Genomic DNA, 24,524 nt, shown 5'->3' on the forward strand with positions numbered 1-24,524 from the left:
CTTTCACCTACTTAATATTTCTAAACAAGACAATTGGTTCTATAGCTGATTTTTGCTTAGCAATAATTTCGCCTGATTTAATTAACTCAAGCAAAGCCATAAATGTCGTTACAATTTCATTTCTCGTATAAACGTAAAATAGGGATGTGAAATGTAAACCATTGGCATTGTCATTTGAAAAAACACGGTTCATAATTTCATCTATCTTATCATCAATACTAAATTCTTCTGAAACGATAGTCGTTTCCATAGGCTCTAAGTCTTTTCTACGATTCAAAATATCACTAAAAGCTAAAAATAAATCAATTGTTGTCACTTCATTGGGTGCTAGAGGTGCTACTAAGTCTTTATATTCATCTAAATTAGTTGCTTCTTTAGTGTAAAACTTACCACGCTCGATTTCTTTTTCTTTTAAAATACTTGCTGCATATTTAAATTTTCGATACTCAAGTAGCTGAGCGACTAATTGTTCTCTTGGATCTATTTCATCTTCATAGTCACTCTCAAGTAACTCAACTTCAACTTTTGGTAATAAGGTCTTACTTTTTATCGACATTAAAGTTGCAGCCATTACAATATACTCACCTGCTAACTCTAAATCCAACTCTTTCATAGACCTAATATAGTACATATATTGTTCAGTAATTTCTGAAATCGGAATATCGTAAATATCAATTTCAAGTGTTTTAATTAGATGAAGCAATAAGTCTAGAGGACCTTCAAAGATTTCTAATTTTACATTTAATTCTTTCATTTATTCTGTCATCCTTATTTAAGCTCTTGGGAAGTATGTCTTATAGACATCTGCCATTCTCTTTTTGCTAATATGAGTGTAAATTTGAGTTGTTGAAATATCTGCATGACCTAATAATTCTTGAACCACTCTTAAATCAGCACCGTTTTCAAGTAAATGAGTGGCAAAACTATGTCTTAATGTATGAGGAGTTACTTCTTTTTCAATCCCTGCTTGAGTAACATACACTTTAAGGTTTTTCCAAATTCCTTGTCGTGTAAAACCTTCACCTTTGTAGTTCAAAAATAGAATATTGGTTTTATCTTTTTTGTTTTTTGCTAACAATTCAGGACGAGACTTCTCTAAGTAAAGATTTACCCACTTAATAGCCACGTCACCTAAAGGAATAATTCGCTCTTTATCTCCCTTACCAACAGTTTGCAATAACCCTAATGAGAGGTGCAGGTCATCAAGCTTTAAAGTGATTAACTCAGTTACACGTAAACCTGTTGCATACATAACTTCTAAAATAGCACGATCTCTAATACCTAATGCATCATTTGTATCAGGAGACTCAATGATTTTCTCCACTTCTTTAATGGATAATGTTTTTGGTAAACGTTGTGTTTTTTTAGGTGTGTCAATGTGTTGCATAGGGTCATTGTCTGTCATTCTTTCTTGGCGTAAAAATTGATGGAATTTTCTTAATGATGAAACCATTCGAATAATCGTTGCTGAGGACTTACCTTCATTTCGTAAAAATTCTAAGAAATCTAAAACCAAATATCGATCCACCTGTTCCCAAGAGCTAATCTCTTTTTCATCCAAGAAGGAAAAATATTGACTTAAGTCTCTCTTATAACTTTGAATAGTATTCTCAGATAATCCGCGTTCTATTTTTAAATAATGTAAATACTCTTCTAAATGATTTTTCATCTTTTCACACCTCGCTAACTTTACCTATTCTATCAGTTTTTATATATGAATACTATAATTATTATGTCAACTTATTTTATTTTTAATTTAGTAATGGACATTTAAAGAGGAAGAATATACAATAGGTATATTGTCGAAATAAAGGGTGTGAGACCGTTGCTGCCAACTCAAAATGATTACGATAACCTTTATTTATTTGATATTATTCAAGTAAGTAACGAAAAATATCGTAACAGTTTAATTCAGTATTATGAAGAAAAAAAAATACTTTTTAAAGTATCTGTTATTTTAGATATTCCAATCGTTTTTGTGCTATCCATGTTCAGTACGATTCATTTTAAGAATCCATGGTGGGCTTTTTTTATGTACTTTTTTATCATATTTTTAATCAGTTTTTTCATTATTTGTATTCCGGTTTATCATTCGATTAGTAAATCGATTAAAGAAAAAGAAAGAAAATTGTTTCAAGAAGTTGACGAACACCTTTCTGAGTTAGCAACTCAAAATTATTTTTCAAAAGAGGCTAAGGCTAAACGTTTATTAAATCAAGAGTTTGAATTAGTTAAACTACAGCCCCTATCTTCAAAAAAAATAAATCTCATACTAGAAAACCAATCACTTGCTTCTCAAACCATCGATTTTCGAAATAAAGAAACAGATGAAGTAGAACGTTCTGTGACAATTTTTTACGAACAACAACCTTTAAAACCTATAGCATTAGCTACAGTTAATTTTTTAGGAGCTGATAAGACCTTCTCAATTCAAGCTCAAATTCCAATTGAGTACGAAATTGTTAATGGACTTGTTAGCGAACAACTAATTTATTTCGATAAAGATGATTACGTTGTTAATCCAACTGTCTATATTGACAGATATCATTTCCACGAATTATATCAAGCAAACTAACTATTAGGAGTTGTTTTTTTATGACTGATAAATGTCCTTGAGCTTACCGTAGTAAATTAGAGTTAGATTATCATGATTCTCATTGGGGGTTCCCGCTTCATGATGAAGAGATGTTATTTGAGATGTTAATATTAGAAACGATGCAAGCTGGTCTTAGCTGGACGACTATTCTAGCTAAAAGAGAAGCTATGAAAGATGCTTTTGATCAATTTGATCCACATATTATTAAAAATTACACTGATGAAAAATTAGCTGATTTACTAACAGATGATAGGGTCATCAGAAATAAATTAAAAATTAAAGCAACTGTATCAAATGCCATAGCCTTTTTAGAGGTTCAAGAAGCACACGGTACCTTTGATAACTACATTTGGTCTTTTGTAGACCATACACCTATTCAAACTAATTTTAAAAATATAGAAGATGTTCCTAACTTTTCACCACTTGCTGAAACTATTTCAAAAGATTTAAAGAAAAAAGGATTTAAATTTATTGGACCAACGACTGTTTACGCATTTATGCAAAGCATCGGTATGGTAAATGACCATTTAACAACCTGTCCAATTCACAAAAAAGCAGCTGCTCACTAAAATGAGTAGCTGCTTTTTTTAACCATTTTGTTGGCAATTTTTACAAACACCATGAAAAGTAAGACGATGATCACTTACTTGAAATGCAAATCGTTGTTCAACAACTTTTTCAACATCTAAAAGTAAATCATCCTCAATCTCCTCAATATCACCACATTCTAAGCATAGTAAATGATGATGGAAGTGTTTTGCCCCTTCTTTTCTCATATCATATCTAGCAAGTCCATCAGTAAAACTGATTTTGTCTAAGATTTTTAGCTCAGTCAACATTTCTAATGTTCTGTAAACTGTTGCTAGTCCAATATCAGGAGACTTAAGCTTAGCTAACATATAAATCTCTTCTGCTGACAAGTGATCCTTTTCATTTTCTAGTAAAACAAGGACTGTTGTTTCACGTTGAGGAGTTAGTTTGTAACTAGCTTCTTGTAACTTCTTTTTAATTTTTTTCAACGAATCAATTGTGTTCTCCATGGGAGCAAAGCACTCCTTTTTATAATAATTATAATCTGTAATATGTGTTTTACAATAACACTCTATATTAGATTATAATTTATATAAATAAGAATTGCAATCATTCTCAATTAGATTCATTATTTTTTACTAAAATTGTCCAACCATCTTCTTGAATAATCATCTTTTCTTTCATCAAAGAACCTAAAGCACGTTTAAATTGTCCCTTACTTATAGCAAAGGTTTCATTTATTTCTTCTGGCGTTGATTTATCTGAAAATGGTATTTTCCCTTCAGCTGATCTTTCTAAAAAGGTTAAAATCATTTGGGCATCTGAGGAAATCACTTCATAACCACGAGGCTTTAAAGAAATATTAAGCATGCCATCTGGTCTAACACCAATCACACGACCTGATACTTTTTGGCCAAGTCTAGGCTCTTCAAAACGCTCAGAAGGATGGATAAATCCGATATGTTTATCATCAGTTATGATAAATGTCCCAACTAATTTAAGTCGGTAAACAATTCCTTCAACGTTTTTGTTTTGCATTTCTTCTTTGCTAGCTGCAACTGACATAGCTAAAAAATCCACGTCATCAGCTAATGTTGCCCACAGACGGTCCTTTTCATCAATCTTTAAGCTAACAAGCAACTGATCCCCTTTTTTAGGCCATAATTGACGCATCTCAGGTAACTCATCAAGAGAAACAACAATTTCCTTATCTGGTAAACCAATATCAACAAAAACACCTAAATCTTTTCTAGACATAATCACCTCAGCAAAACCTTGATGACCTTTTCTAATAGTAGGTATTTTAGTAGTGAAACGATTTTGAGCCTTTTGATTTTGATAAGCAAAACCTTCAATCATATTACCGATTGCTTGCTCGCCTTCTGTTTTATCTAATAAAAATGTAATACCATTTTTTTGGACAAAATAACTATGATCATTTTCATCAAAGATCATTCCATGCCACACCTGTCCTAGCAATTCATTCATTCTTTATTCATCCTTTCAAATTCAATTCAGTATACCATAAGTTGTAAATCAATAACCACATTAATAGATTGAGATTTTAGATTTATTATACTAAATTAATCTGTAACTCTCTTTCCTAAAAGATACCTAAATATCTAACTAAAGTCATAGCAACTATCCCGAAAACAACAGTCCACATTAAGCTTTTAGTTAGAAAGGCAATTACTAAAGTAGGAAGTGTTACAACTAAATTTTCAATGTTAATAGTTGTAAGCTTCCCTTTTTCAATAATAAGTAAATTTTGAATTAAAAGAGCCGTTAAAATACACATTGGGATATAAGTCATAAATTGCTTCCAAAACTTAGAGAAAGTCATTTTTTTGCTAAAAATAAAGGGTGCTATTCTTGGAATCCAAGTCACTAAACCACAAGCTATAATCAACATTAATAAATTAAAACTATTCATCGCCATCTAAAAACACCCCAATTCCACAACCAAATAAAGTCGCCCCTAATACACTTAATTCAATACTAATAAAATTAGATAAAATATATAAACTAATAATAACTGATAGAATAATTAATAACGTTTTCTTTGCATTTACTTTGAGTTGTCCTTCAATTTGTAAAACAATCAAGCCTATAAACATCGCTACTAATGCGAAGTCTAAACCAAATTGATTAGGATTTGGAATCAAGTTACCAATTAATGCTCCTACTAAAGTTGAGAAAATCCAAACTAAATAAGCTGTAATATTTAAACCATTTACCCATTTAAAAGAAACATTTTTGCCATTCATAATAGGATTCATTAGAACACCATAAGATTCATCTGTTAAAAGTGTTCCAATACCAATCGATTTAGCCATTGAAAAGTCTCTAAAATATTCTGCAACAGATAAACTCATTAAAAAATGTCTCGCATTAACTAAAAATGTTGTGAAAACAATAGCTGAGAATGGACTGTTTGTAGCTAACATGCCAATAATAATAAATTGAGAACTACCACCATAAATAATCACTGACATTAAGACAATAGACATAATTGAAAGTCCGGAGCTTTTCCCTAAAATCCCTGCAGCAATCCCGATTCCAAAATAACCAAGAATTGTTGGTACACAAGCAATAACCCCTTGCTTAAAAGTTTCATATCCCGTCGAATACGCTTCTTTCATACTATAACCCCTTTTCTATATAATAAAAAAGAAGGAATTTATCCTTCTTTTGTTGTTTGTTCTTCAGCTACAATCAAATCCTTTTTCCAAAACATTGATAAAAAGGCTGTTAGTAGCAATACTAGTGCTGAAACATAATATGGGTAAAAATGGTTTAAATCAAATAATGATCCCGCTACCATTGGCCCAAAAATATTACCAAAACTTGTAAACGTTGAGTTTAATCCATTAACAGTTCCTTGCATTTCTCCTGCTCTTTTAGAAAGGTAAGTTGTAATAGCAGGCCTTAATAAATCAAATCCTAAAAATGCAACGAAAGTTGAGAAAATAACGACCCAATTACTATTAGTAAAGGCAATTAAACCGATTGAAAGTGAACTAGCAAAAAATGATATTCTAATTAAACCAACCTCACCCATCAAACGAATTAAGCCATCAAAGAATACAATTTGGAAAATCAAAGCAAGAGAACCACTAAATGTGATAATCATAGCAATTTCAGTTGTTGAAAAACCAAAATTTATTACTGCCATTATACTATAAATTGACTCGAATGCTTGTAAACCAAAAGATGAAATCAAAATAACGACAAATGGAAACGTAAAGACTGGATTTTTAAGCACATCCATAAACGCTCCCTTTTTCATGACTTGACCATGGACAAGTTTTTTCTCTGGTTCTTTTAAAATTAAGACTGCTAAAATACAGCCTATCAAGCCTAGTAAAGAAGCAACAAAAAATGGAACTCGCATACCATAGTGAGCAATAAAACCACCTAAACCAGGTCCTATAATAAATCCTCCGCTAATAGCAGCTGAAACTAGCCCCATTGATTTTGGTCTTTCTTCTATTGTTGTTACGTCCGCAACATAAGCGGTTACAGAAGGCATAATTAAAGCAGCTGCTATTCCTCCAAGACCTCTTGAGAAGTATAACCAGCTGACTGTATGAGCTAAACCAAATATTAATTCAGATAAAGAGAAAATTAACATTCCAATAGCTATTAATTTTTTTCTACCAAATTTATCAGAGATTATTCCTGTAATTGGGGAAGCGATTAACTGAGCAATCGCGAAAACGGATACCAACAACCCCATTGTTGTTCCAGACAGATGCATTGACTCTTGTAACATTGGCATAACTGGTATAACAAGTCCTACACCAAGAAAAACTATAAATAAGTTCATTATAGCCAAATAGAGCATGCTGTTTCTATTTTTCATATGTTACCTCCTTAACTTCAATCCAGATTATTCTACACTATTTAACTAGATAAAAGCTAATTTTTTAGACTAAAAAAAGAAAAAGGGAATATTCCCCTCTTCTTTCTTAATGTACTCTCATTAAAATGCTGATTCACCTTTGAAAATATTTCCACGGCGAGGATCAATCGTAATAATCATGTCATTTTCAATTACAGATGTTGCATTTTCAACACCTACAATAACAGGAATACCTTGAGCAATGGCAACAACAGCAGCGTGTGATGTTAATCCACCTTCTTCAACTACTAAAGCTGAAGCTTTTTCGATTGCTGGCATATAATCTTTACATGTTGTGTTAACAACTAAGATTGAACCATTTTCCATAGCTTTCACTGCTTCTTCACTTGAAGATGCAACGACAGCTTTTCCTGTAACAGATTCATTACCGATTCCTTGTCCATTAGCAAGTTCTGAACCAATTAACTGAATTTTCATTAAGTTAGTTGTTCCTTTTTGTCCAATTGGAGCTCCTGCAGTAATTAATATTAAATCGCCATCTTTTGCAAATCCAGTTTCTTTAGCTACTTCTGTTGCTAAAACAAACATTTCATCTGTAGAAGCAGGTTTTTCTGCAACCTGTGGGAATACACCCCAGTTTAATGCAAGGCTTCTAGCAGCGCGATCTGAAAATGTCACGGCTACAATATGTGATTTTGGACGGTATTTAGAAATCATACGCGCAGTGTGACCTGAGTCAGTTGCTGCAACAATTGTTTGAATTCCTAAGTTTTTAGCAGTATGTCCTACAGCTTGTCCAATTGATTCTGTCATATCAGCTTTTTTGTATAATTTAAGAGCGTAAGCATCTCTATCCACTAATACACCTTCTGTACGAACAGCAATGTTATGCATAGTTTGAACAGCTTCAACTGGGTAATCACCAGCAGCAGTTTCACCAGATAACATGATAGCATCTGTTCCGTCATAGATAGCGTTAGCCACGTCACTTGCTTCAGCACGTGTTGGACGAGGGTTATGTTGCATTGAGTCTAACATTTGTGTTGCAGTAATAACTGGTTTACCTAAAGCGTTACATTTTTTGATCATTTCTTTTTGAACCACAGGTACATCTTCAGTTGGGATTTCAACTCCTAAGTCCCCACGAGCAACCATTAATCCATCAGAAACTTTTAAGATATCATCTAAGTTATCAATACCTTCTTGGTTTTCAATTTTAGAAACGATTTGAATGTGTGTAGCATTTTCTTCTTCTAAAATTTTTGTAATTTCTAAAACATCACTTGGACGACGTACGAAACTTGCTGCGATAAAGTCAACATCGTTTTCAATACCAAAACGAATATCAGCTGCGTCTTTTTCTGTGATACCAGGTAAGTTAATGCTTACGTTAGGAACGTTAACACCTTTTTTATTTTTTAAAGCTCCATCATTTAATACTTTTGTAACGATTTCGTTGTTAGCTTTATCTAATTCGATAACTTCTAAATCAACTAAACCATCATCTAATAAAATATGATTTCCAACAACAACATCATTGATTAATTCAGGATAAGTAATTGAGAATTTTTCTTTTGTTCCTTCTACTTCTTCCATTGCAATACGAACTACATCTCCTGTTGATAATTCAACAATTCCGTCTTTCATATTGTTTGTTCTGATTTCAGGACCTTTTGTATCAAGTAAAAGCGCAATCGTTTTGCCTGTGATTTCAGCTGCTTCACGAATATTTCTAATTCTTGCTCCGTGCTCTTCAAAATCCCCATGTGAGAAGTTTAAACGTGCAACGTTCATTCCAGCATTCATTAACTCTACTAATGTCTCAACTGTTTCACTAGCTGGACCGATTGTACAAACAATTTTTGTTTTTTTCATCAAAAACGCTCCCTATTAATTATTTATAATATTATTTTTAGCTCCACCAATTAAAATGAAATTTGGTGGTTTAAATCATATAAACTTAAATCTGGTTGGTGTTTTTTCGTTTCTAAAGTCTCAACGATATCTGCAGCTACTAACTGATTGTTTAAGCTACCAATACATAATCCACCTTTACCTTCTTTTAAAAGATCTACAGCGTAAGAACCAAACTTACTTGCTAGAACTCTATCTCTTGCAGTTGGTGAACCACCACGAACAATATGCCCTAAAACAGATACACGTGCATGGAAGTCTCCGTATACTTCTAATTGTTTAGCAAATTCGCTACCAGGCATTACACCCTCAGCTAAAATAATTAAACAATGTTTTTTACCACGGTCACGACCTGCGCGAATTCTTTTAGCAACTTGTTCCATGTCAAAATCATGTTCTGGAATAATGATATCATCTGCTCCACCAGCAACCCCTGCCCATAAAGCGATATCTCCAGCGTCACGACCCATAACTTCAATAATGAAAGTTCTAACGTGTGATGTTGCTGTATCTCTAATTCTATCAATAGCATCTAATACAGTGTTAATTGCTGTATCAAACCCAATAGTGTAATCAGTTCCTGGAATATCATTATCAATTGTTCCTGGAATCCCAACAGCTGGGAAGCCACGTTTTGTTAAGGCTAAAGCTCCGTGATAAGAACCGTCTCCACCAATAACAACTAAGCCTTCAATTCCAAATTTCTTTAATTGCTCAATTCCTTTTAATTGACCTTCTTCAGTTGCAAACTCTGGGTAACGAGCAGAATAAAGACAAGTACCACCTCGTTGAATAATATCTCCTACATCTGGCACATCCAATTTACGAATATCTCCGGCTACTAAACCTGCGTAACCATAGTTAATTCCATAAACTTCCATTCCTTCGTAGATTGCTCTTCTTGTTACTGCACGAACTGCAGCGTTCATTCCTGGAGCATCTCCACCACTTGTTAAAACAGCTATACGTTTCATAAGCGTATTCCCTCACTTCAACTAATTTGATATGACTATTATTGATTATGTATAAAATACTTAAATCCAAAAATCATTTTACCATTCTTTTATTCAAAAGTCTTTCATAATCCATAAAAATCATTGAAAAAAACATGAAAATATATCTTTTATTCACTTTGACATAAAAATAACCTTTATTTTGAGCGATTTGACGAAAAAAATTACTGAAAAACAATTGTATTATTTCCAAGAATTTTGAAAATAGTTTCAGTTAACTCTGATTTCTCTGACACCCAAAATGTTTCTTCTAGTAACAACCTTTTTGAATCAAAAACTAATATCACAGGAATATCTCCTTTAAATTTTAATAATGAGTGTTTAATTTCATTTAAAATAGGATTCTGATTATTCTGTTCTGATATTTTTATGTAACATTTCTTTATTTCACTAAACATTGGCACAGTTTTAACTAATTCAATTTTATCTGCTAAAATTTGATTATTTTGACTGTACTGACTTTTAGTTACTTTTCCTGAAATCAGATAAACTTCACTTTCTGCTATTTCTAGATTTAATTGTCTAAATAATTTAGGAAAGACTGTCACTTCCATTTCACTAGTACCGTCGTTAACATTTAAAAAGGCCATTGATTCACCTTTTTTAGTTCTAATTTTTTTGACTTGAGTGACATAAACTAAAAACTGACTAGTTTCATTAACTTCCACATCGGCTAAACTGACAATTGAACGACCTCTCTTAATTTCTTGATAAGAATCAACAGGATGGCCAGAAACATAACTTCCAAGGTATTCTACTTCTTGATTTAGCTTCTCAGCTAATGTAAAATCTACCACTTCTTCTTTCTTTAAACTCAAAACATCTAATAAATCCATACTACCACCACTGTAATCAATATTTCTAATGATACTATCAAGATCAACAGTTAATTGTTTTCTATTTTGATGTAGGGAATCAAAAGCACCTGAATAAATTAAAGGTAAAATATTAGCTTCTTTGAGCCATTTGCCATTAATTCGAATTAAAAAGTTTTCTAGAGAAGTAAAATCACCAGTTTCTTTTCTAACAGTAATAATATGTTGGATAAAATCCTTACGAACACCTTTCAAGCTAGAAAAACCAAATAAAATTTTTCCTTTATAAAATCTAAAGCTATTTTCACTTTTATTGATATCCGGTGGCAAAACTGACACATCATAATTTTTAGCTTCTACCATGTACTCTTTAACTTTACCAGGTGTGTTTCTAACAGAATGCAATAAAGAAGAAAAAAAGCACTCTGGGTAATGAACTTTTAAATATGCCATTTGATAGGCAAGAACAGCATAAACCACTGCATGAGATCTATTGAATCCGTAGTTAGCGAATTTTTCAATGTATTGATAAACTTCCTCAGCAACTTCTTGAGTATATCCTTGTTCTAAAGAGCCTTTAACAAAGTGACGTCTTTCTGTATCAAGGACGTCTTTTTTCTTTTTACTAATAGCTCTTCTTAGAATATCTGCTTCTCCTAAAGAAAAGCCAGCCATTAAAGAAGCAATTTGCATAATTTGCTCTTGATACACAATAACGCCGTAAGTATATCCTAAAATCTCTTTTAAAGAATCATGTGGGTAAGAAATAGCTTCTTTTCCTTTTTTTCTTGCCACAAATAAATCAATGTTTTCCATAGGACCTGGACGATATAAAGCATTCACAGATGCGATATCTTCAATAGAAGTTGGTCCTAATTTTTTTAAAACCTTTTTAATTCCTTCTGACTCAAACTGAAAGATACCTACTGTAGCACCTTTTCTAAACATCTCTAATGTTTTTTCGTCATCTAAAGGAATTTCTTCTAAATTAATTGCTTTTTTATGTAGATACTTAATAGAGTCTAAGGTATTACCAATAATAGATAAATTTCTTAAACCTAAAAAATCCATTTTTAAAAGCCCTATTTCTTCGACTTCCCCCATAGCTAGCTGAGTTAAAGGAATGCCGTTTGAACCTGTTTGAAGGGGGACATAATCAGTTAACTCTTGGTCACTAATCACAACACCTGCTGCATGAGTTGATACGTGTCGTGGTAGTCCTTCAATTTTTTTAGCTGTTTCAAACAACAGTTTATTTTTTTCTGATAAAGCAACTAGTTCTCGTAATTTCCCAGATTGCTTGTACGATTCATCTAATGTAATTTTTAAGACATTTGGTATTGTGTTAGCCCACTTACTTGCTTCGTTTTGACTTAAGCCAAAAACTCGACTCACATCTCTCAACGCCATTTTCGCAGCTAGTGTTCCAAAAGTTGCGATTTGAGCTACTCGGTGATAACCGTATTTTTGATTAACATATTGTAAAAGCTCTTCCCTTTTATTATCCGGAATATCCATATCAATATCTGGCATAGTGTAGCGTTCTTTATTTAAGAAGCGCTCAAAAAGTAACCCGTATTCAATAGGATCCACATTTGTGATATATAAGGAATACGAAACTAAAGAACCTGCTGCTGAACCACGACAAGCTGTAACAATTTCGTGATCTTTAGCATATTTCATAACATCCCAAACAATTAAGAAATAATCATCAAATCCCATTTCATGAATAACAGATAATTCCATTTCGATTCGATTTAAATAGACTTGATTATTATCTAAACCACGTTCTTTCAAGCCTCTCATACAAAGAGATTTGAGGGCTTCTTTAGCTGATACTGTTTCATCCAGTGGGTATTTTGGTAACAATTTTTGATTTAAAGGTATATCAACAAGACATTCTTTAGTGATTTTTTCATTATTTATAAGCGCTTCTTGCAAACTCATTTCTAAGAATTTTTCTTTAAACTTCTCTATTTCAGGTAAATAAAATAGTCCTGTAATTCGGTCAAAATCTACTTGTATCTTTTCGCCAGCATCAATATGTTTTAAAACACTAACTGAAAAATGATCACTTGGATTAATATAACGGACATCCCCTAAAGACACTGTTTGAAGATGTTTCTCTTTGCAAACAGACAAATAGTTTTCAATCGTTTCAAAGGTTTCATTATGAAGAGTAACCCCTTGGTAAAAATCATTGTGACTAAATAAAGAAGTAAAAAAATCAAATGTTTCATCAAAAGATTCTCTATCTTTATTTAAAATATGTTTTAACTCATTAGTCTCTATACTCCAAGGGAGAATACCGATTAAATGGTCAGTTAGTTGACTGATTTCATCTAAATAAAAAGAATCAGATGTTTCTCTCTCCATTTTCAGTGTTGATATTTTAATTAAGTTACGATAACCAACTAGATCTTTAGCTAATAATATAAGTTCAAAAGTTTCGTTAAGTTGACTTTTGCTTTGATAAGTTAAGGTCATTCCGATAATCGGTTTGATACCTTCTTTTTTACAAGTGTTATAAAATTCAATAACACCATGCATCGTATTTACATCTGTAATAGCAAGTGACTTATAACCTAATTGTTTGCTCTTTGAGACCAAATTAGGAATTTCATTTGTACTTTGTAGTAAAGAATAGGAAGTCAGCACTTGTAATTGACCTAAATTCATCTCATCCCTCCATGCCCTGTTTCTTTCTATAATATTATAACATAAAAATTTTAATCTTTATCTTATAAATAACCCATCTTAACTTTACATTTTTATTTAAGCTTGGTAAACTATTGAGTGAAAAGAGGTGCCTTTATTATGAGTAAACTAATTGTTCTTTTATGGACGCTTATTTTAGGACAAGTTGTTGGCTATATTGGTCTTGCCTTGACTAATGGAACTTACGACTTTGTACAAGTTTTACTTGTTTCTGTTATTGTTGCAGTTTTTGTAATAGTTATTGGAGAAGTGGCCTTACCTAAAAAAACTAAAGCCGATCAAAAATAAAATAAGCAGAGCTTTTAAAAGCTCTGCTTATTTTTTATTTAAACGGATTTTTAAAAGAGAGTTGTCCTCTAAAATTGAAGAAAGTTAATACAATATTAGCAAGTATCAGCATACTTGTAGCTACAAAGACAGCGGAATAACCAAATCCGTTAGCCACAGTTGAACCAACTAAAGGCCCTGCTACTTGTCCAAAATTTGTAAACATTGTATTAAAGCTAAAAATTCGGCTTACGCCTTCTGTTGGAGATAATTTACTAATTAAAGTATTGATAGATGGCATCAAAGCTCCTGTTGAGAAGCCCATTAAAAATCTAAAGACTCCTAATTGAAATGGTGTTTGTACAAAAGCCATTGGTAAGATACAAATAAAAGAAAAAATAAGTCCACTAAATAGCACACGTTGATTGCCTATCTTGTCTCCCAGTTTCCCTAGTATTGGAGAAGAAATAAAAGTTGAGACACCAGCAATTGAAACAATCAAACCACTCACAAAAAGAATGTTATCCATTTGACCACCTAATTGTCTGATGTAAAGAGTTAAAATAGGACTAATACTTGTAATTCCTACTTGTAAAATTAAAGTTGTAATAAAAAGTCCAATCAATATTGATTTATTTTCAACAGATTCAAAGACTTCTTTCGTTGACATCATATTTTTCTTTGGAACAGGTTTAAAATCTTCTTTAACAAACACAATAGTTAGTACTGTATTTATTAAAAGAATGGCACCTGTGACAATAAAAACATTTTGAATCCCAACTGTTTGAGCTAAAAAGCCTCCTAATGAAGGCCCGATTAAATTCCCGGCAACTGCTCCTGTCGCTAAAGTCCCTAAGGCCCAACCATTCTTCTCTCTTGGCGCTTGAGAAGCAATCATAGCTGTTGCATTAGGAATATATCCTGCTAATACACCATTAAAAAATCTCATTACTAATAACCAAAACACATTTGGGACAAAAGCTAAAGATCCCATAGTCAATGTCATTCCTGCTGCTGCACGAATCATCATTAGTTTTCTACCTCTTCTATCTGCTAAACTCCCCCATATTGGTGAAACAATTGCTGCTGAAAAAGCAGTCACACTAATTGATAATCCTGAATAAAATTCTATTTTGTTTGTTGGAGCGCCTAGTTGCTCTATGTAAAGAGGTATAAAAGGCATTACCAAGCTAAAACTGGCTCCCGTAAAGAAACATCCAACCCACGCGATGTATAAGTTCTTTTTCCAGTCAATTTCCATCTAAAATTACGTCATCCCTTTCATTTTATTTATCAGATAATTTGTTATTATCTGATAATTCTATTTCCTCTAAGATGTTTACAACCATCTCTTTTTCCTGACTAACTTTTTCTTCAAAGCGAGTTAGTCGGTATTCCCAATCATAATCACGTAATCTTTTAGATAAATGACTAATATCTCCTAACAACTCTTCTTTTGAGGCAGTTCCTTTTTCTTCCCTCACCAAATCACTCCCCATAGATAATTAATACTAATTCTACTCTATTAAGTATCTCATTTCTAGGAAAAAAGCACAAAAAAACAAACAAGCTTTCTCAAACTCGTTTGTTTTATTCTTATAAAATAGCTAATACGATAAAATTGATTAAAAATAGTCCTGTAACAATCCATAAAACAGGTGATACTTCTTTTGTTTTACCTTTAACAACTTTAATAATCACATAGAAGATAAATCCAGCAGCAATTCCGTATGAGATACTATAACATAATCCCATGAATACAGAGGTGAAGAAAGCTGGAATGGCATCTTCTAAATCTAACCAGTTAATCTCTTTAAACGAAGCCATCATCATGATACCAACTAAAATTAAGGCTGGAGCTGTTGCTTGAGCTGGCACAATTCCGACAATTGGAGATAAGAAACTGCTTAGTAAAAATAAAATAGCAACTACAACTGAGGTTAAACCAGTACGTCCACCTGCTCCAATACCAGCAGCACTCTCTACATAAGTTGTTACATTACTTGTTCCTAAAATAGCGCCGGCACTTGTTGCAATCGCGTCTGAAAATAGAGCTTTATCCATTTTAGAATTAATTCCTTTACTATTTTCAACAGCTTCCTCATCTTCTTTAGAAAAAATTCCAGTACGACGACCTGTTCCGATAAAGGTTCCAATTGTATCAAAAATATCAGATAAACTGAATGCTAAAACAGTTAATAAAACTTGAGGTAATTTAGAAACATCTGAGAATAATGACGGCATCCCATTCGGTCCAAAAGCTGCACCAAATGTGGTACCTAATTCTTTAAATGAGTTGCCTAAAGAATTCTCAGAAAAATTAACAGCTGATAAATCAACAACGCCCATTGGAATAGCTAAGATTGATGTTATAACGATACCGATCAAGATAGCTCCTCTAACATTTCTAATCACTAAAATACTTGTAATGACTAACCCAATGACACCTAATAAAATAGCCGGGTTGTTAAAGTTAGCTAAAGCAGGAACAATCCCACCATTAGTAACAACATTGGTTGCTACTCCATCTTCGACTGTTGAAGAAACAATTGAGTTAGCATCTGATGTAAATTGTAAAAAGCCTGCATTTTTAATTCCTACATAAGCCACAAAAATACCAATCCCACCACCAATAGCGTGTTGTAAACTTTCAGGAATAGATTTAATAATTAGCTTTCTAAGTTTTGTAACAGTAATAATAATATTAATAATTCCACATAAAAATACCATAGCTAAAGCTTGTTCCCAAGAATAACCTAATCCAAATACAACTGTAAAAGTAAAGAAGGCATTTAATCCCATACCTGGTGCTTGTGCATAAGGAACGTTCGCAAATAAGCCCATCACTAATGTCCCGATAGCAGAACTTAGGATTGTTGCTAAGAAAACAGCCTGAAACGGCATTCCTGATAAAGATAAAATAGACGGATTAACGAATAATATGTAACTCATAGCAAAGAATGTTGTTAATCCTGCAATAATTTCTGTTGATACCGTTGTTCCATTTTCTTTTAGTTTAAAAAACTTTTCCATTTCTTTATAATTCTCCCTTATTATTAAAAATATGTTCGTGTTTTACAAATTAGATTATAACGATGATTTAGAAATATAGCAATGATTTTCTGAAAAAATAAATTAAAAACCTATTGTTATTGACAAATAATCTATCTTATTTAGAATTGTATTATAGACAGAAAAGGGAGGAAGATTAATGCACATTAATAATCTCAGTAATTCCCCAATACACGAACAAATTGAATTAGATATAAAAAAACAAATTGCTAAAGGTGTGTTAAAACCTGGTGACAGAGTTCTATCTGTTCGAGAATTAGCAACTACTTTAAAAATCAATCCAAATACTGTTACAAGAGCCTATAAACAACTTGAAAAAGATGGCTATATTATTCTTTTACCTGGAAAAGGAATTTTTATCAAAAATGTAACTGACGCTTTTCCAACTATGATGAAAGAAAAGGAATTACAGCAACAATTAGAATTAACGCTTTTAGAAATGCACTATCATAATATCTCTCAAGATACAATTGATACTTGGTATAAAGATTTTTTCGAAAGGATAGGAAAATAACATGAGAGTTGTTCAATTAGCTAAAGAAATCAATAAAAAGCCAATCCTATCTGATATTTGCTTTGAACTACATGTTGGGGAAATCACTGGACTCATTGGAAGAAATGGTTCCGGAAAAACAACTTTGTTTAGAACGATTAACAATATCTATCAAAAAGATACGGGCGAAATTTTTATTAATCAACAGTCTATTGACGAAAATCCGAACTTAAGAGAACATATTTTTTATTTAGATGAAAGATATAATTTTTTATCTAACCAAACGTTGAAAAAAATTTCTTTATATTATCAGCATTTTTACTCTAATTTTGATTTTGAAAAATTTAATAGTTTATTAGCTAAATATAATTTAGATGCTAGTATGAAACTTAACCAACACTCTAAAGGTAATCAAGCTTTATTTAAAATGATTTTAGCCTTTTCATGTCGTTGCCGTTTCTATTTATTTGACGAACCTTTTGACGGTTTGGATGTGATTGTTAAGAAAAAAGTGATTAGTTTATTACTACATGAAGTTAGCTTTAATCAGTGCGGCATTGTTATCTCTTCTCATAACTTACAAGAACTAGAGAGCTTAATTGATCACGCGATTATTCTTCATGAAGGGATTATTTACAAAGACTTCGATTTGGTTAATATTAAAAATGTAACTAAAAAATTCCAGATGGTCTTTCAAAAGAAAGAAATCCCTGGAAACATCAAAAAAAACTGCCATATCATTCAAGTTCAAGGTCGTGTATTAGTGGGTGTCTTTGAAAAAATGACTGATGACTTATACGAAGACATATTAGCTCTTGAACCTGTTTTATTTGAAGAAGTCCCTCTGACACTTGAGGATATCTTCTCATCACATTTTACAAATGAATCAGATTACCAATTATTCCAATGAAAGGACTGTTCACGTGAATCCCTCATTAAAAAAGTTACTGTTTTTGAGATACAAACCTCTGTTGATTTTTTTGAGCATTTTAGTTTTAGGTATTTATTGCTTTCAAACAGTTAATGGTATTACTGCTTGGAAAAATAATTATCAATACTTTCAATCAAATGATGCTATAAAAGATTTTGAAAAACAAATTGAAGAGTCCTATGAATTTGATGATGCTAATGGTGGTCAAATTTTTCTTTACTATAATTTGAAAAAAGAACAAGCAATTTACACTTCAGATTTTAATAAGTACAAGGATTATTCTTTAACTGTTTTTAATTCAAAATCAGATGCTAATCAACAAGCTTATAATTCATATGCTTATTATAATGAACACTTTTTAATTTTCTTAATTATATTTGTAACAAGTGGTGTTCTCTTATTTTTATATGACCTAAAAAGCAATTTTACTTCTGCTCTTTTTTCAAGTAAGTTTAAACGTTCTGATATTTACCGACAAAAAATTTTACTTGTCGGAGGTGTTCTAGCTGGTTCTTTATTTGTTGGTAAGATTTTTTCTTTTATTTGCTATCACTTACTTATACCCAACCACTTTTTCAATATATCTATCAAGCAACATTTACTCTCAACATTATCTGGTTGGGCAACTTTAGTCTCAATTTTTCTATTGAGTAGTTTAATAGGTATTTTATTTGGCGATTGGTTATTCGGCATTGGCACCATTATTGTTTTATTTTTTACTTTCTCAAGTTTTTTAAGCAATATCGATTTAGTTTATACGACACTTTTTGTAGATGAATCAAAACTACCTTACACGGTTTCTGAAACAGCTTTAAATCAGGTGATGCCTCTTAATCAGACATCAACCTTAAAACTAAATATAGTTCCTTTGGTATTTCTTATATTAGCTGGAATTTTTGCTTACTTTTTAGGTAAATATTTATTTAATCGTATTTCTTTAGAACACTCTGGCGATGTCATTTTAGTACCTCAAATCAGTCGAATATTTCAAATTTGTATGATTCTTTATATTATGATTGTGGTATCTACTCCGACTATTGTCATAACTTTTTTCCCAGCAGAAGCTCTAGATACATATGAAATAGCATTAAATATTTTAATTATTGCTGTTACTTTTATTGGTGTTTTCTTGCTTTCAGAATTTTTACTATTTAACAAAAAATCAAAAATAATCAATAGATTAAACTTTTTTGCGTAAAATCAATGCATATCATTTGATTATACATTTTAAACGTACTATTATTGAATTATAAGGACGTTCTTAACAATAGGGAATCTTTGAATTTAGTAAGGGTATGCTTCAATTTATTGATGCAATGGAGATTCATAAAGACATTTATTTCCTATTGAAAAATAGAGCTTGACAATTTAATTGCCAGGCTCTATTTTTTTGCTTTATTTCTCCCATTCCATTAAACAATCCCATTGATTTGTTTCTTCATCAAATTCTTCTTTAATTATTTTAAATTCCTCTCTTAAATAAAAGTGAATCGCTGCTTTATTTTCTTTGTAGACTGATAATTCAAGATGTTTATTTTTAGCTTTTGCATCGTCTAAAAGTTGCTTACCAATTCTTTTTCCGCGGTACTGACTATCTACAAAAATACCCGCAATATAACCATCCACAATCCCTATAAATCCAACAATTTCACCATCTATTTCATAATAACTTAAATCAGAATGGGGTAAAGCTTCTCTAACTTCCTCTTGATGACTTTTCCAATAGGCTTGATCTACGAAAGGATGAGCCTCAATGTTTGAAGCTAACCAAATATCAATAATTCTACCTAACTCTTTTTCAGTGATTTTGTCTGTATTTTTTATCATTTATGTCCCTCTTTCTCTATTTGACATTCATACTCATCGTAAGTTTATCACTTTTATCCAATTCCGACTAATAAACTATTGACAAAACCGAACACACATTCTTATAATATAGACAAATAGATTCGAGGTGGTAAAATGAATAAGCTTTTTTTGATTTTCTTAAGAACAGATGTCACCATACTTTCAGTGACAGAAAACTACTGTAAACTTATTTGGACCAATAATAAACAAAAATTCTTAGTACAATTATTAGACGATGGTCGCATATTAATCTCTGCTCTAAAAAGAGCTAGTAAAACATTATCAAAAAAAGAAATTGACCTTTTTGCTCACATTTTTATAAAAAAAGACACATCTTACTTAGTAAAAAACGGATTAAACACTACCTTTATTTCCATACACGATCAACAAATAGCTATTAAAGAAGCCTTATCCCAGTTTTACAAAGCTTTCCAAGAAAAACAACCAAAACCAAGCTCAGCAGTTATAGATATAAAAAGTCGGATGGGATAATATATTTATAATTGATTTTTTTCATCATAAAGTTCGTACGATTGGTTCTTTCTATTATCTACTCAAAACATAGAACCTTTTTATCACATTCAAAGAATAAACTACCACTTATTTTGTAAATTTGTTGACTAATTTCGACTCGACCACTAGAATAAATAATTGTCAGTCTTATTTACAACAAGTAGTTTAGAAAATTTTAAACTCTCGAAAATAAGATGTATTTTTATTTAGGGAGGTACCAGTCTTATGGAAAAGAAAAGAACAACTTTATCTACACTAATTTCATTTTTAAAATTAGACTATAGCTTGAGTTTCATCATGGGCGAAACAACAAGCAAATAACTAAAAAGAGCGCACAGGTTATACCTGTTGTAGTATAAACAAAAGGTATACAAAAAATCTAATTCTTAGAGCCTACTACAAGTAGCGCTCTTTTTTTATTATTATTCCAAGTCATGTAATACAAATATAACTATACAAAAACAGTCTATAAATACTGTATGGTCAGTATCTATAGACTGTTTTCAACTCTTAAATAATGGAAGCGGCGGGATTTGAACCCGCGTCCAAACACATTGCCACTTAAACCTCTACGCTTATAGTTGTACTACTTAAATTTCGCTTCACCCTATGCCGCACAACAGGCCTTGGATGTCGCTAGTCTGATAATCTCTTTTAAACTTTACAGACGGAAAAGTTTAATGTATCCCACTTCATTTAGGACCCTTACTCGAGCACATGGGCGATGCCGAGAGGATCTTCACTTGCTGTTTTTAGGCAGCTAAAGCGAAAGTATTGTTTTCGTTTTTAGCAGTTATATTTAACTGTAACGTTTTTACGTAGACGTAACCTACGAAGCGCAATTCAAGCTCAATTATGCCTGTCGAATCCATAACGCCCCCTTATTTTTTAACAACAATTAGTATAACATATATTCTATTTTTTTAAAACAAAAGATTCCCTTAGACTTATTCTAAGAGAATCTTTCTTGTTATCTTTTAATATTTTCAGCATATTTATTTAATGTATTTAAATATTGTCTACGGCAAATAAAGAAAAAGATAAGTTGGAAGAAAATATATATACTTAATATTTGTAGCACATACATATAAACTGGCAGTTCAATCATAATTCTTAGTGCACTCATCGCTGCAATGAAGTGTAGAGCTGAAATAACAAAAGGAATGAAAAACATAATTAACATCTCTGTTGTTACCATTTTTTTACGTTTCTTCTCAGGTACTCCTAATATGTGAAGTGAGCGATGATATTTCCCATCCTTTTCAAGTTCCCCAAATAATTTGAAATAAATAATACTACATGAAAAAGTGAAAAATACAGAACCAAGCAAGACACTAATTAATAATATTGTTCCGTTTTTTTGTTTTGTATTAGTCCAAGTCTGATACATTGTTGAATAATAAACACTTCCATTCTCAATCTTAAGCATACCTTCTATTTCTTCGTCTGTTAAATCATCGGAAGGCATTTTATTAATACTACTGAAATAGTCATCAAACTTTTTTGAACTATCATCATTTATTTGTTGCAAGTAGTTAACTACTTCTTTGTTTAATTCTTTATCTTCTTGCCAATCATTAAAATGAATTATTTGAAGATCATTATATTGATATTCATTTTTCTCAAGTAACTCTTGATATTTTTTGTCAGTCGCTACAGTTAAGTTTCGACGTGATTCAAGAGATAATTGAGTTGTTGAATAAGTAATTTTTATAGGTAGGATTTCTTCTCTCTCATCCAGATAATAAATCATATTTTGATCAAAAATTTGCTGATCCAATTTTTTAGCTTTAATGCCATTAACATCACCGTTTGTACTAGCTAATCTTAGCAAGGTGTCATCATCATCTAAATGAACAGTCTCTTTACCCATAAAAGACAGTAATTCATTAGCTTTTGTTTCACTAATAACATTTAAGTAATTAACATTTGGTTCACCCTCTTCTGGCTCTAACCAAACTTCTGTCGGATTGATTTCTGTAGACAAATATTTATGCCCTTTTTCTTTAACCATTTCTTCAATAGCGTTAACACGCTCTTTGTGGAGCTTTTGGTTTTCTTTTGTCTGCTCTCCATAATTTTGTTGATATACAATTGCAAAAGAATCTCCTTGCGTACTACCAAATTCACGACCAGCAATAGCTTTTGAAACACCTATTCCAACAAAAGCAATAGCTCCAACTATTGAAATTAGAAAGTACATCATAGCATTAGCCTTCATACGCTGCATTAAGTTACTAATAGTCAGCATATTTCCATCTTTAAAGAAAATCTTTTTATTTTTTAATGAGCGAAATACTTTTACACTAGCATATTTAAAGAATAAAAATGTCCCTAATATTGTAATTAAAACACAGGCTAATAACACAAGAAGATTAGCACCAACTGGTAGATAACCCGATACTGATAAAGAAAAAAGAAAGGCTAAACTATAACCTACTAGGATGAAAACCACACCTAGAGTAGTTAATAAAGTACTTGTTCGTGGTTCTGCCACAATATCATCATTACTAAATTTCATTTGATTAAAATCTAATTTTCTTAAATCAAAAATAGTGAAAATCGAAATTAAGATGAATATAACACCGTACACCAAACTAGTTAAACCAATTGCTTGATAAGGAAAGTAAAAAGGTAGTCCCTCATCCAGTACTAAAATATTTTGTGACACTAGTAAAATAAACTTTGAAAAAATCAAACTTGCTAAAGTTCCTAAAACGATTGAGCTAAACCCAAGTAATAGATTTTCATATAAAATCATTTTTTTCAGTTTTTTCTGTGACATGCCAATCGTTAGATAGACAGATAACTGTTTTTTTCTCCCCTTTAAAAAGGTATTAAAGGCGTACCACAGAAAAACAAATGACATGATTGCTATGACAACTTCTGCTACAGTAATACCAAAATTCGCCATCTCAGACATTCCGTCACTACTACCTCTTAACTGGTCACCTAGTTGGGGATGAAAATATAATAACGAAAAGATAAAAAAGACCATGACAGAAAATAAACTACTGAAAAAATAAGTTAAATATTCTCGGCCATTTCTAATAACATTACGAAAGACAAGTTGATTGAAATTCATGATTCGTCCCTCCTAAGTACGACAAGACATCTAAGATATTTTGATAAAAGAGTTCTCTATGCTCCCCGCAATAAATATCGTTATAAAATTGCCCATCTTTGATAAAAACGACTCGATTAGAGTAGCTTGCAGAGATTGGATCATGCGTTACCATAATGCTTGTCACCTTTCTTTCTAGATTTATCTCAGAAAGAATTGACATCACATCTCCTGCTGCTTTTGAATCTAAGTTACCAGTCGGCTCATCAGCTAAAATTATGTCTGGATCATTAATTAAGGCTCTGGCAATGGCTATTCGTTGTTTTTCACCACCTGAAGCTTCATGGATTCTATTTTTGGCTAAATGTGAAATTCCTAAATCTTCCATTAATTTTTGTGCTTTAATTTTCATCACTGTTGTTGATTTATTATCTAGTGTTAGAGGTAGCATAATATTTTCTTCAACTGTTAGTGGTGGTAGTAAATTAAAGTCTTGAAAAACAAAACCAATTTTTTTTAATCTAAATAAGCTAAGCTCATCTTTTGATAGATTTGACACATCTTTTTTATTAATTTCAATTTGACCATTTGTTGGCTTATCTAAGGTTGCGATAATATTTAAAAGAGTTGTTTTACCACTTCCTGAAGGTCCCATAATACTTAAGAACTCTCCTTCTTCCACTGCTAAATCAATCTTCTTTAAAGCCTCATAAGGCACAACACCTTGATATATTTTGGAAACTTTATCTAGTGTGATAATTGACATGATAAGTTCCTCCCTTCTTTTATTATCTTTAGTGTACTAAATAATTTTTTTATTAGTATTGATTAAAATGACAGTAATCTTACAAGGGTGTCATGTTCACAATAATATAATTATAGTA

The 24,524-nt window shown here is 31.7% G+C and carries 22 protein-coding genes, 1 other RNA gene and 1 pseudogene; 7 read left to right on the plus strand and 17 right to left on the minus strand.

What is annotated here, in order from left to right; all coding sequences use genetic code 11:
* Positions 1-7: 7 nt before the first annotated feature.
* Together DFR54_RS00580 and xerD are read right to left on the minus strand one after the other, a co-directional pair.
* Complete coding sequence (locus DFR54_RS00580; RefSeq protein ID WP_114288462.1) at positions 8-754, minus strand: segregation/condensation protein A; 747 nt, start codon at positions 752-754, stop codon at positions 8-10.
* Between the two features lie 18 nt (positions 755-772).
* On the minus strand, positions 773-1,669 hold the full coding sequence (gene xerD / locus DFR54_RS00585; RefSeq protein ID WP_086343064.1) for a site-specific tyrosine recombinase XerD: 897 nt from the start codon (positions 1,667-1,669) through the stop codon (positions 773-775).
* 156 nt (positions 1,670-1,825) lie between these two features.
* Here xerD and DFR54_RS00590 point away from each other — a divergent pair, with 156 nt between their 5' ends.
* Both DFR54_RS00590 and DFR54_RS00595 read left to right on the plus strand, forming a co-directional pair.
* Positions 1,826-2,575: a hypothetical protein gene (locus DFR54_RS00590; protein ID WP_086343063.1), complete on the plus strand. Its 750-nt coding sequence runs from the start codon at positions 1,826-1,828 to the stop codon at positions 2,573-2,575.
* A 41-nt stretch (positions 2,576-2,616) separates the two neighbouring features.
* A pseudogene (locus DFR54_RS00595) lies at positions 2,617-3,165 on the plus strand (DNA-3-methyladenine glycosylase I); the annotation flags it as partial.
* Positions 3,166-3,183: 18 nt separating this feature from the next.
* On the opposite strand, the gene fur reads toward DFR54_RS00595, so the two are convergent.
* The 8 genes from fur to dnaE all read right to left on the minus strand — a co-directional run bounded on the left by fur (position 3,184) and on the right by dnaE (position 13,413).
* Entirely contained in the window at positions 3,184-3,636 is a 453-nt protein-coding gene (fur, locus tag DFR54_RS00600) for a ferric iron uptake transcriptional regulator (RefSeq protein ID WP_086343061.1), read from the minus strand.
* Positions 3,637-3,742: 106 nt separating this feature from the next.
* On the minus strand, positions 3,743-4,615 hold the full coding sequence (locus DFR54_RS00605; RefSeq protein ID WP_114288463.1) for a CvfB family protein: 873 nt from the start codon (positions 4,613-4,615) through the stop codon (positions 3,743-3,745).
* Positions 4,616-4,730: 115 nt separating this feature from the next.
* The gene (locus tag DFR54_RS00610; protein ID WP_114288464.1) at positions 4,731-5,066 is read right to left on the minus strand and encodes an AzlD domain-containing protein; all 336 of its coding nucleotides are present in this window, start codon (positions 5,064-5,066) and stop codon (positions 4,731-4,733) included.
* Positions 5,053-5,769 (minus strand): AzlC family ABC transporter permease, encoded by a 717-nt coding sequence (locus DFR54_RS00615; RefSeq protein ID WP_114288465.1) that lies wholly within the window; start codon positions 5,767-5,769, stop codon positions 5,053-5,055. The genes DFR54_RS00610 and DFR54_RS00615 overlap by 14 nt, the downstream gene beginning before the upstream one ends.
* A 38-nt stretch (positions 5,770-5,807) precedes the next feature.
* Positions 5,808-6,992 (minus strand): MFS transporter, encoded by a 1,185-nt coding sequence (locus DFR54_RS00620; protein WP_114288466.1) that lies wholly within the window; start codon positions 6,990-6,992, stop codon positions 5,808-5,810.
* A gap of 120 nt (positions 6,993-7,112) precedes the next feature.
* Entirely contained in the window at positions 7,113-8,867 is a 1,755-nt protein-coding gene (gene pyk / locus DFR54_RS00625) for a pyruvate kinase (RefSeq protein ID WP_114288467.1), read from the minus strand.
* 50 nt (positions 8,868-8,917) lie between these two features.
* On the minus strand, positions 8,918-9,880 hold the full coding sequence (pfkA, locus tag DFR54_RS00630) for a 6-phosphofructokinase (RefSeq protein WP_086343055.1): 963 nt from the start codon (positions 9,878-9,880) through the stop codon (positions 8,918-8,920).
* Between the two features lie 203 nt (positions 9,881-10,083).
* Positions 10,084-13,413 carry a DNA polymerase III subunit alpha gene (gene dnaE, locus DFR54_RS00635; protein ID WP_114288468.1) on the minus strand — a complete coding sequence of 1,110 codons (3,330 nt, stop codon included), beginning with the start codon at positions 13,411-13,413 and terminating at the stop codon, positions 10,084-10,086.
* Positions 13,414-13,551: 138 nt separating this feature from the next.
* On the opposite strand from dnaE, the gene DFR54_RS00640 reads away from it, so the two are divergent.
* The gene (locus DFR54_RS00640; protein ID WP_086343053.1) at positions 13,552-13,740 is read left to right on the plus strand and encodes a DUF2929 family protein; all 189 of its coding nucleotides are present in this window, start codon (positions 13,552-13,554) and stop codon (positions 13,738-13,740) included.
* A gap of 34 nt (positions 13,741-13,774) precedes the next feature.
* Here the strand turns inward: DFR54_RS00640 and DFR54_RS00645 are convergent, their stop codons facing one another.
* From DFR54_RS00645 to DFR54_RS00655, 3 genes are all read right to left on the minus strand, one after another.
* Positions 13,775-14,980, minus strand: coding sequence for a multidrug efflux MFS transporter (locus DFR54_RS00645; RefSeq protein WP_114288469.1), 1,206 nt, complete (start codon positions 14,978-14,980; stop codon positions 13,775-13,777).
* Positions 14,981-15,005: 25 nt separating this feature from the next.
* Positions 15,006-15,203 carry a hypothetical protein gene (locus tag DFR54_RS00650; protein WP_114288470.1) on the minus strand — a complete coding sequence of 66 codons (198 nt, stop codon included), beginning with the start codon at positions 15,201-15,203 and terminating at the stop codon, positions 15,006-15,008.
* A gap of 112 nt (positions 15,204-15,315) precedes the next feature.
* The gene (locus DFR54_RS00655) at positions 15,316-16,752 is read right to left on the minus strand and encodes an NCS2 family permease (protein WP_114288471.1); all 1,437 of its coding nucleotides are present in this window, start codon (positions 16,750-16,752) and stop codon (positions 15,316-15,318) included.
* A 178-nt stretch (positions 16,753-16,930) separates the two neighbouring features.
* Between DFR54_RS00655 and DFR54_RS00660 the strand changes: the two genes are divergently transcribed.
* From DFR54_RS00660 to DFR54_RS00670, 3 genes are all read left to right on the plus strand, one after another.
* Positions 16,931-17,305 carry a GntR family transcriptional regulator gene (locus tag DFR54_RS00660; RefSeq protein ID WP_086343049.1) on the plus strand — a complete coding sequence of 125 codons (375 nt, stop codon included), beginning with the start codon at positions 16,931-16,933 and terminating at the stop codon, positions 17,303-17,305.
* Position 17,306: 1 nt separating this feature from the next.
* Complete coding sequence (locus DFR54_RS00665) at positions 17,307-18,194, plus strand: ATP-binding cassette domain-containing protein (RefSeq protein WP_114288472.1); 888 nt, start codon at positions 17,307-17,309, stop codon at positions 18,192-18,194.
* 70 nt (positions 18,195-18,264) lie between these two features.
* Positions 18,265-19,413 carry a hypothetical protein gene (locus DFR54_RS00670; protein WP_126808993.1) on the plus strand — a complete coding sequence of 383 codons (1,149 nt, stop codon included), beginning with the start codon at positions 18,265-18,267 and terminating at the stop codon, positions 19,411-19,413.
* 197 nt (positions 19,414-19,610) lie between these two features.
* On the opposite strand, the gene DFR54_RS00675 is transcribed toward DFR54_RS00670, so the two are convergent.
* Positions 19,611-20,042 (minus strand): GNAT family N-acetyltransferase, encoded by a 432-nt coding sequence (locus DFR54_RS00675; protein WP_114288474.1) that lies wholly within the window; start codon positions 20,040-20,042, stop codon positions 19,611-19,613.
* Positions 20,043-20,177: 135 nt separating this feature from the next.
* Between DFR54_RS00675 and DFR54_RS00680 the strand changes: the two genes are divergently transcribed.
* Entirely contained in the window at positions 20,178-20,555 is a 378-nt protein-coding gene (locus DFR54_RS00680; RefSeq protein WP_114288475.1) for a hypothetical protein, read from the plus strand.
* Between the two features lie 536 nt (positions 20,556-21,091).
* Here DFR54_RS00680 and ssrA read toward each other — a convergent pair.
* The 3 genes from ssrA to DFR54_RS00695 form a co-directional block, all read right to left on the minus strand.
* Positions 21,092-21,457: a transfer-messenger RNA gene (gene ssrA / locus DFR54_RS00685) on the minus strand.
* Between the two features lie 89 nt (positions 21,458-21,546).
* Positions 21,547-23,661, minus strand: a complete 2,115-nt coding sequence (locus DFR54_RS00690) for an ABC transporter permease (protein ID WP_114288476.1) — start codon at positions 23,659-23,661, stop codon at positions 21,547-21,549.
* Positions 23,633-24,406, minus strand: coding sequence for an ABC transporter ATP-binding protein (locus tag DFR54_RS00695; RefSeq protein ID WP_114288477.1), 774 nt, complete (start codon positions 24,404-24,406; stop codon positions 23,633-23,635). The genes DFR54_RS00690 and DFR54_RS00695 overlap by 29 nt, the downstream gene beginning before the upstream one ends.
* Positions 24,407-24,524: the final 118 nt, after the last annotated feature.

This window comes from Vagococcus fluvialis (assembly GCF_003337315.1).
Classification (GTDB): domain Bacteria; phylum Bacillota; class Bacilli; order Lactobacillales; family Vagococcaceae; genus Vagococcus; species Vagococcus fluvialis.

Bases quoted from the DNA above. Each gene is read 5' to 3' on its own strand.
- DFR54_RS00580 (WP_114288462.1), bottom strand. From the start codon at position 754: ATGAAAGAATTAAATGTAAAATTAGAAATCTTTGAAGGTCCTCTAGAC.
- xerD (WP_086343064.1), bottom strand. From the start codon at position 1,669: ATGAAAAATCATTTAGAAGAGTATTTACATTATTTAAAAATAGAACGC.
- fur (WP_086343061.1), bottom strand. From the start codon at position 3,636: ATGGAGAACACAATTGATTCGTTGAAAAAAATTAAAAAGAAGTTACAA.
- DFR54_RS00605 (WP_114288463.1), bottom strand. From the start codon at position 4,615: ATGAATGAATTGCTAGGACAGGTGTGGCATGGAATGATCTTTGATGAA.
- DFR54_RS00610 (WP_114288464.1), bottom strand. From the start codon at position 5,066: ATGGCGATGAATAGTTTTAATTTATTAATGTTGATTATAGCTTGTGGT.
- DFR54_RS00615 (WP_114288465.1), bottom strand. From the start codon at position 5,769: ATGAAAGAAGCGTATTCGACGGGATATGAAACTTTTAAGCAAGGGGTT.
- DFR54_RS00620 (WP_114288466.1), bottom strand. From the start codon at position 6,992: ATGAAAAATAGAAACAGCATGCTCTATTTGGCTATAATGAACTTATTT.
- pyk (WP_114288467.1), bottom strand. From the start codon at position 8,867: ATGAAAAAAACAAAAATTGTTTGTACAATCGGTCCAGCTAGTGAAACA.
- pfkA (WP_086343055.1), bottom strand. From the start codon at position 9,880: ATGAAACGTATAGCTGTTTTAACAAGTGGTGGAGATGCTCCAGGAATG.
- dnaE (WP_114288468.1), bottom strand. From the start codon at position 13,413: ATGAATTTAGGTCAATTACAAGTGCTGACTTCCTATTCTTTACTACAA.
- DFR54_RS00640 (WP_086343053.1), top strand. From the start codon at position 13,552: ATGAGTAAACTAATTGTTCTTTTATGGACGCTTATTTTAGGACAAGTT.
- DFR54_RS00645 (WP_114288469.1), bottom strand. From the start codon at position 14,980: ATGGAAATTGACTGGAAAAAGAACTTATACATCGCGTGGGTTGGATGT.
- DFR54_RS00655 (WP_114288471.1), bottom strand. From the start codon at position 16,752: ATGGAAAAGTTTTTTAAACTAAAAGAAAATGGAACAACGGTATCAACA.
- DFR54_RS00660 (WP_086343049.1), top strand. From the start codon at position 16,931: ATGCACATTAATAATCTCAGTAATTCCCCAATACACGAACAAATTGAA.
- DFR54_RS00665 (WP_114288472.1), top strand. From the start codon at position 17,307: ATGAGAGTTGTTCAATTAGCTAAAGAAATCAATAAAAAGCCAATCCTA.
- DFR54_RS00675 (WP_114288474.1), bottom strand. From the start codon at position 20,042: ATGATAAAAAATACAGACAAAATCACTGAAAAAGAGTTAGGTAGAATT.
- DFR54_RS00680 (WP_114288475.1), top strand. From the start codon at position 20,178: ATGAATAAGCTTTTTTTGATTTTCTTAAGAACAGATGTCACCATACTT.
- DFR54_RS00690 (WP_114288476.1), bottom strand. From the start codon at position 23,661: ATGAATTTCAATCAACTTGTCTTTCGTAATGTTATTAGAAATGGCCGA.
- DFR54_RS00695 (WP_114288477.1), bottom strand. From the start codon at position 24,406: ATGTCAATTATCACACTAGATAAAGTTTCCAAAATATATCAAGGTGTT.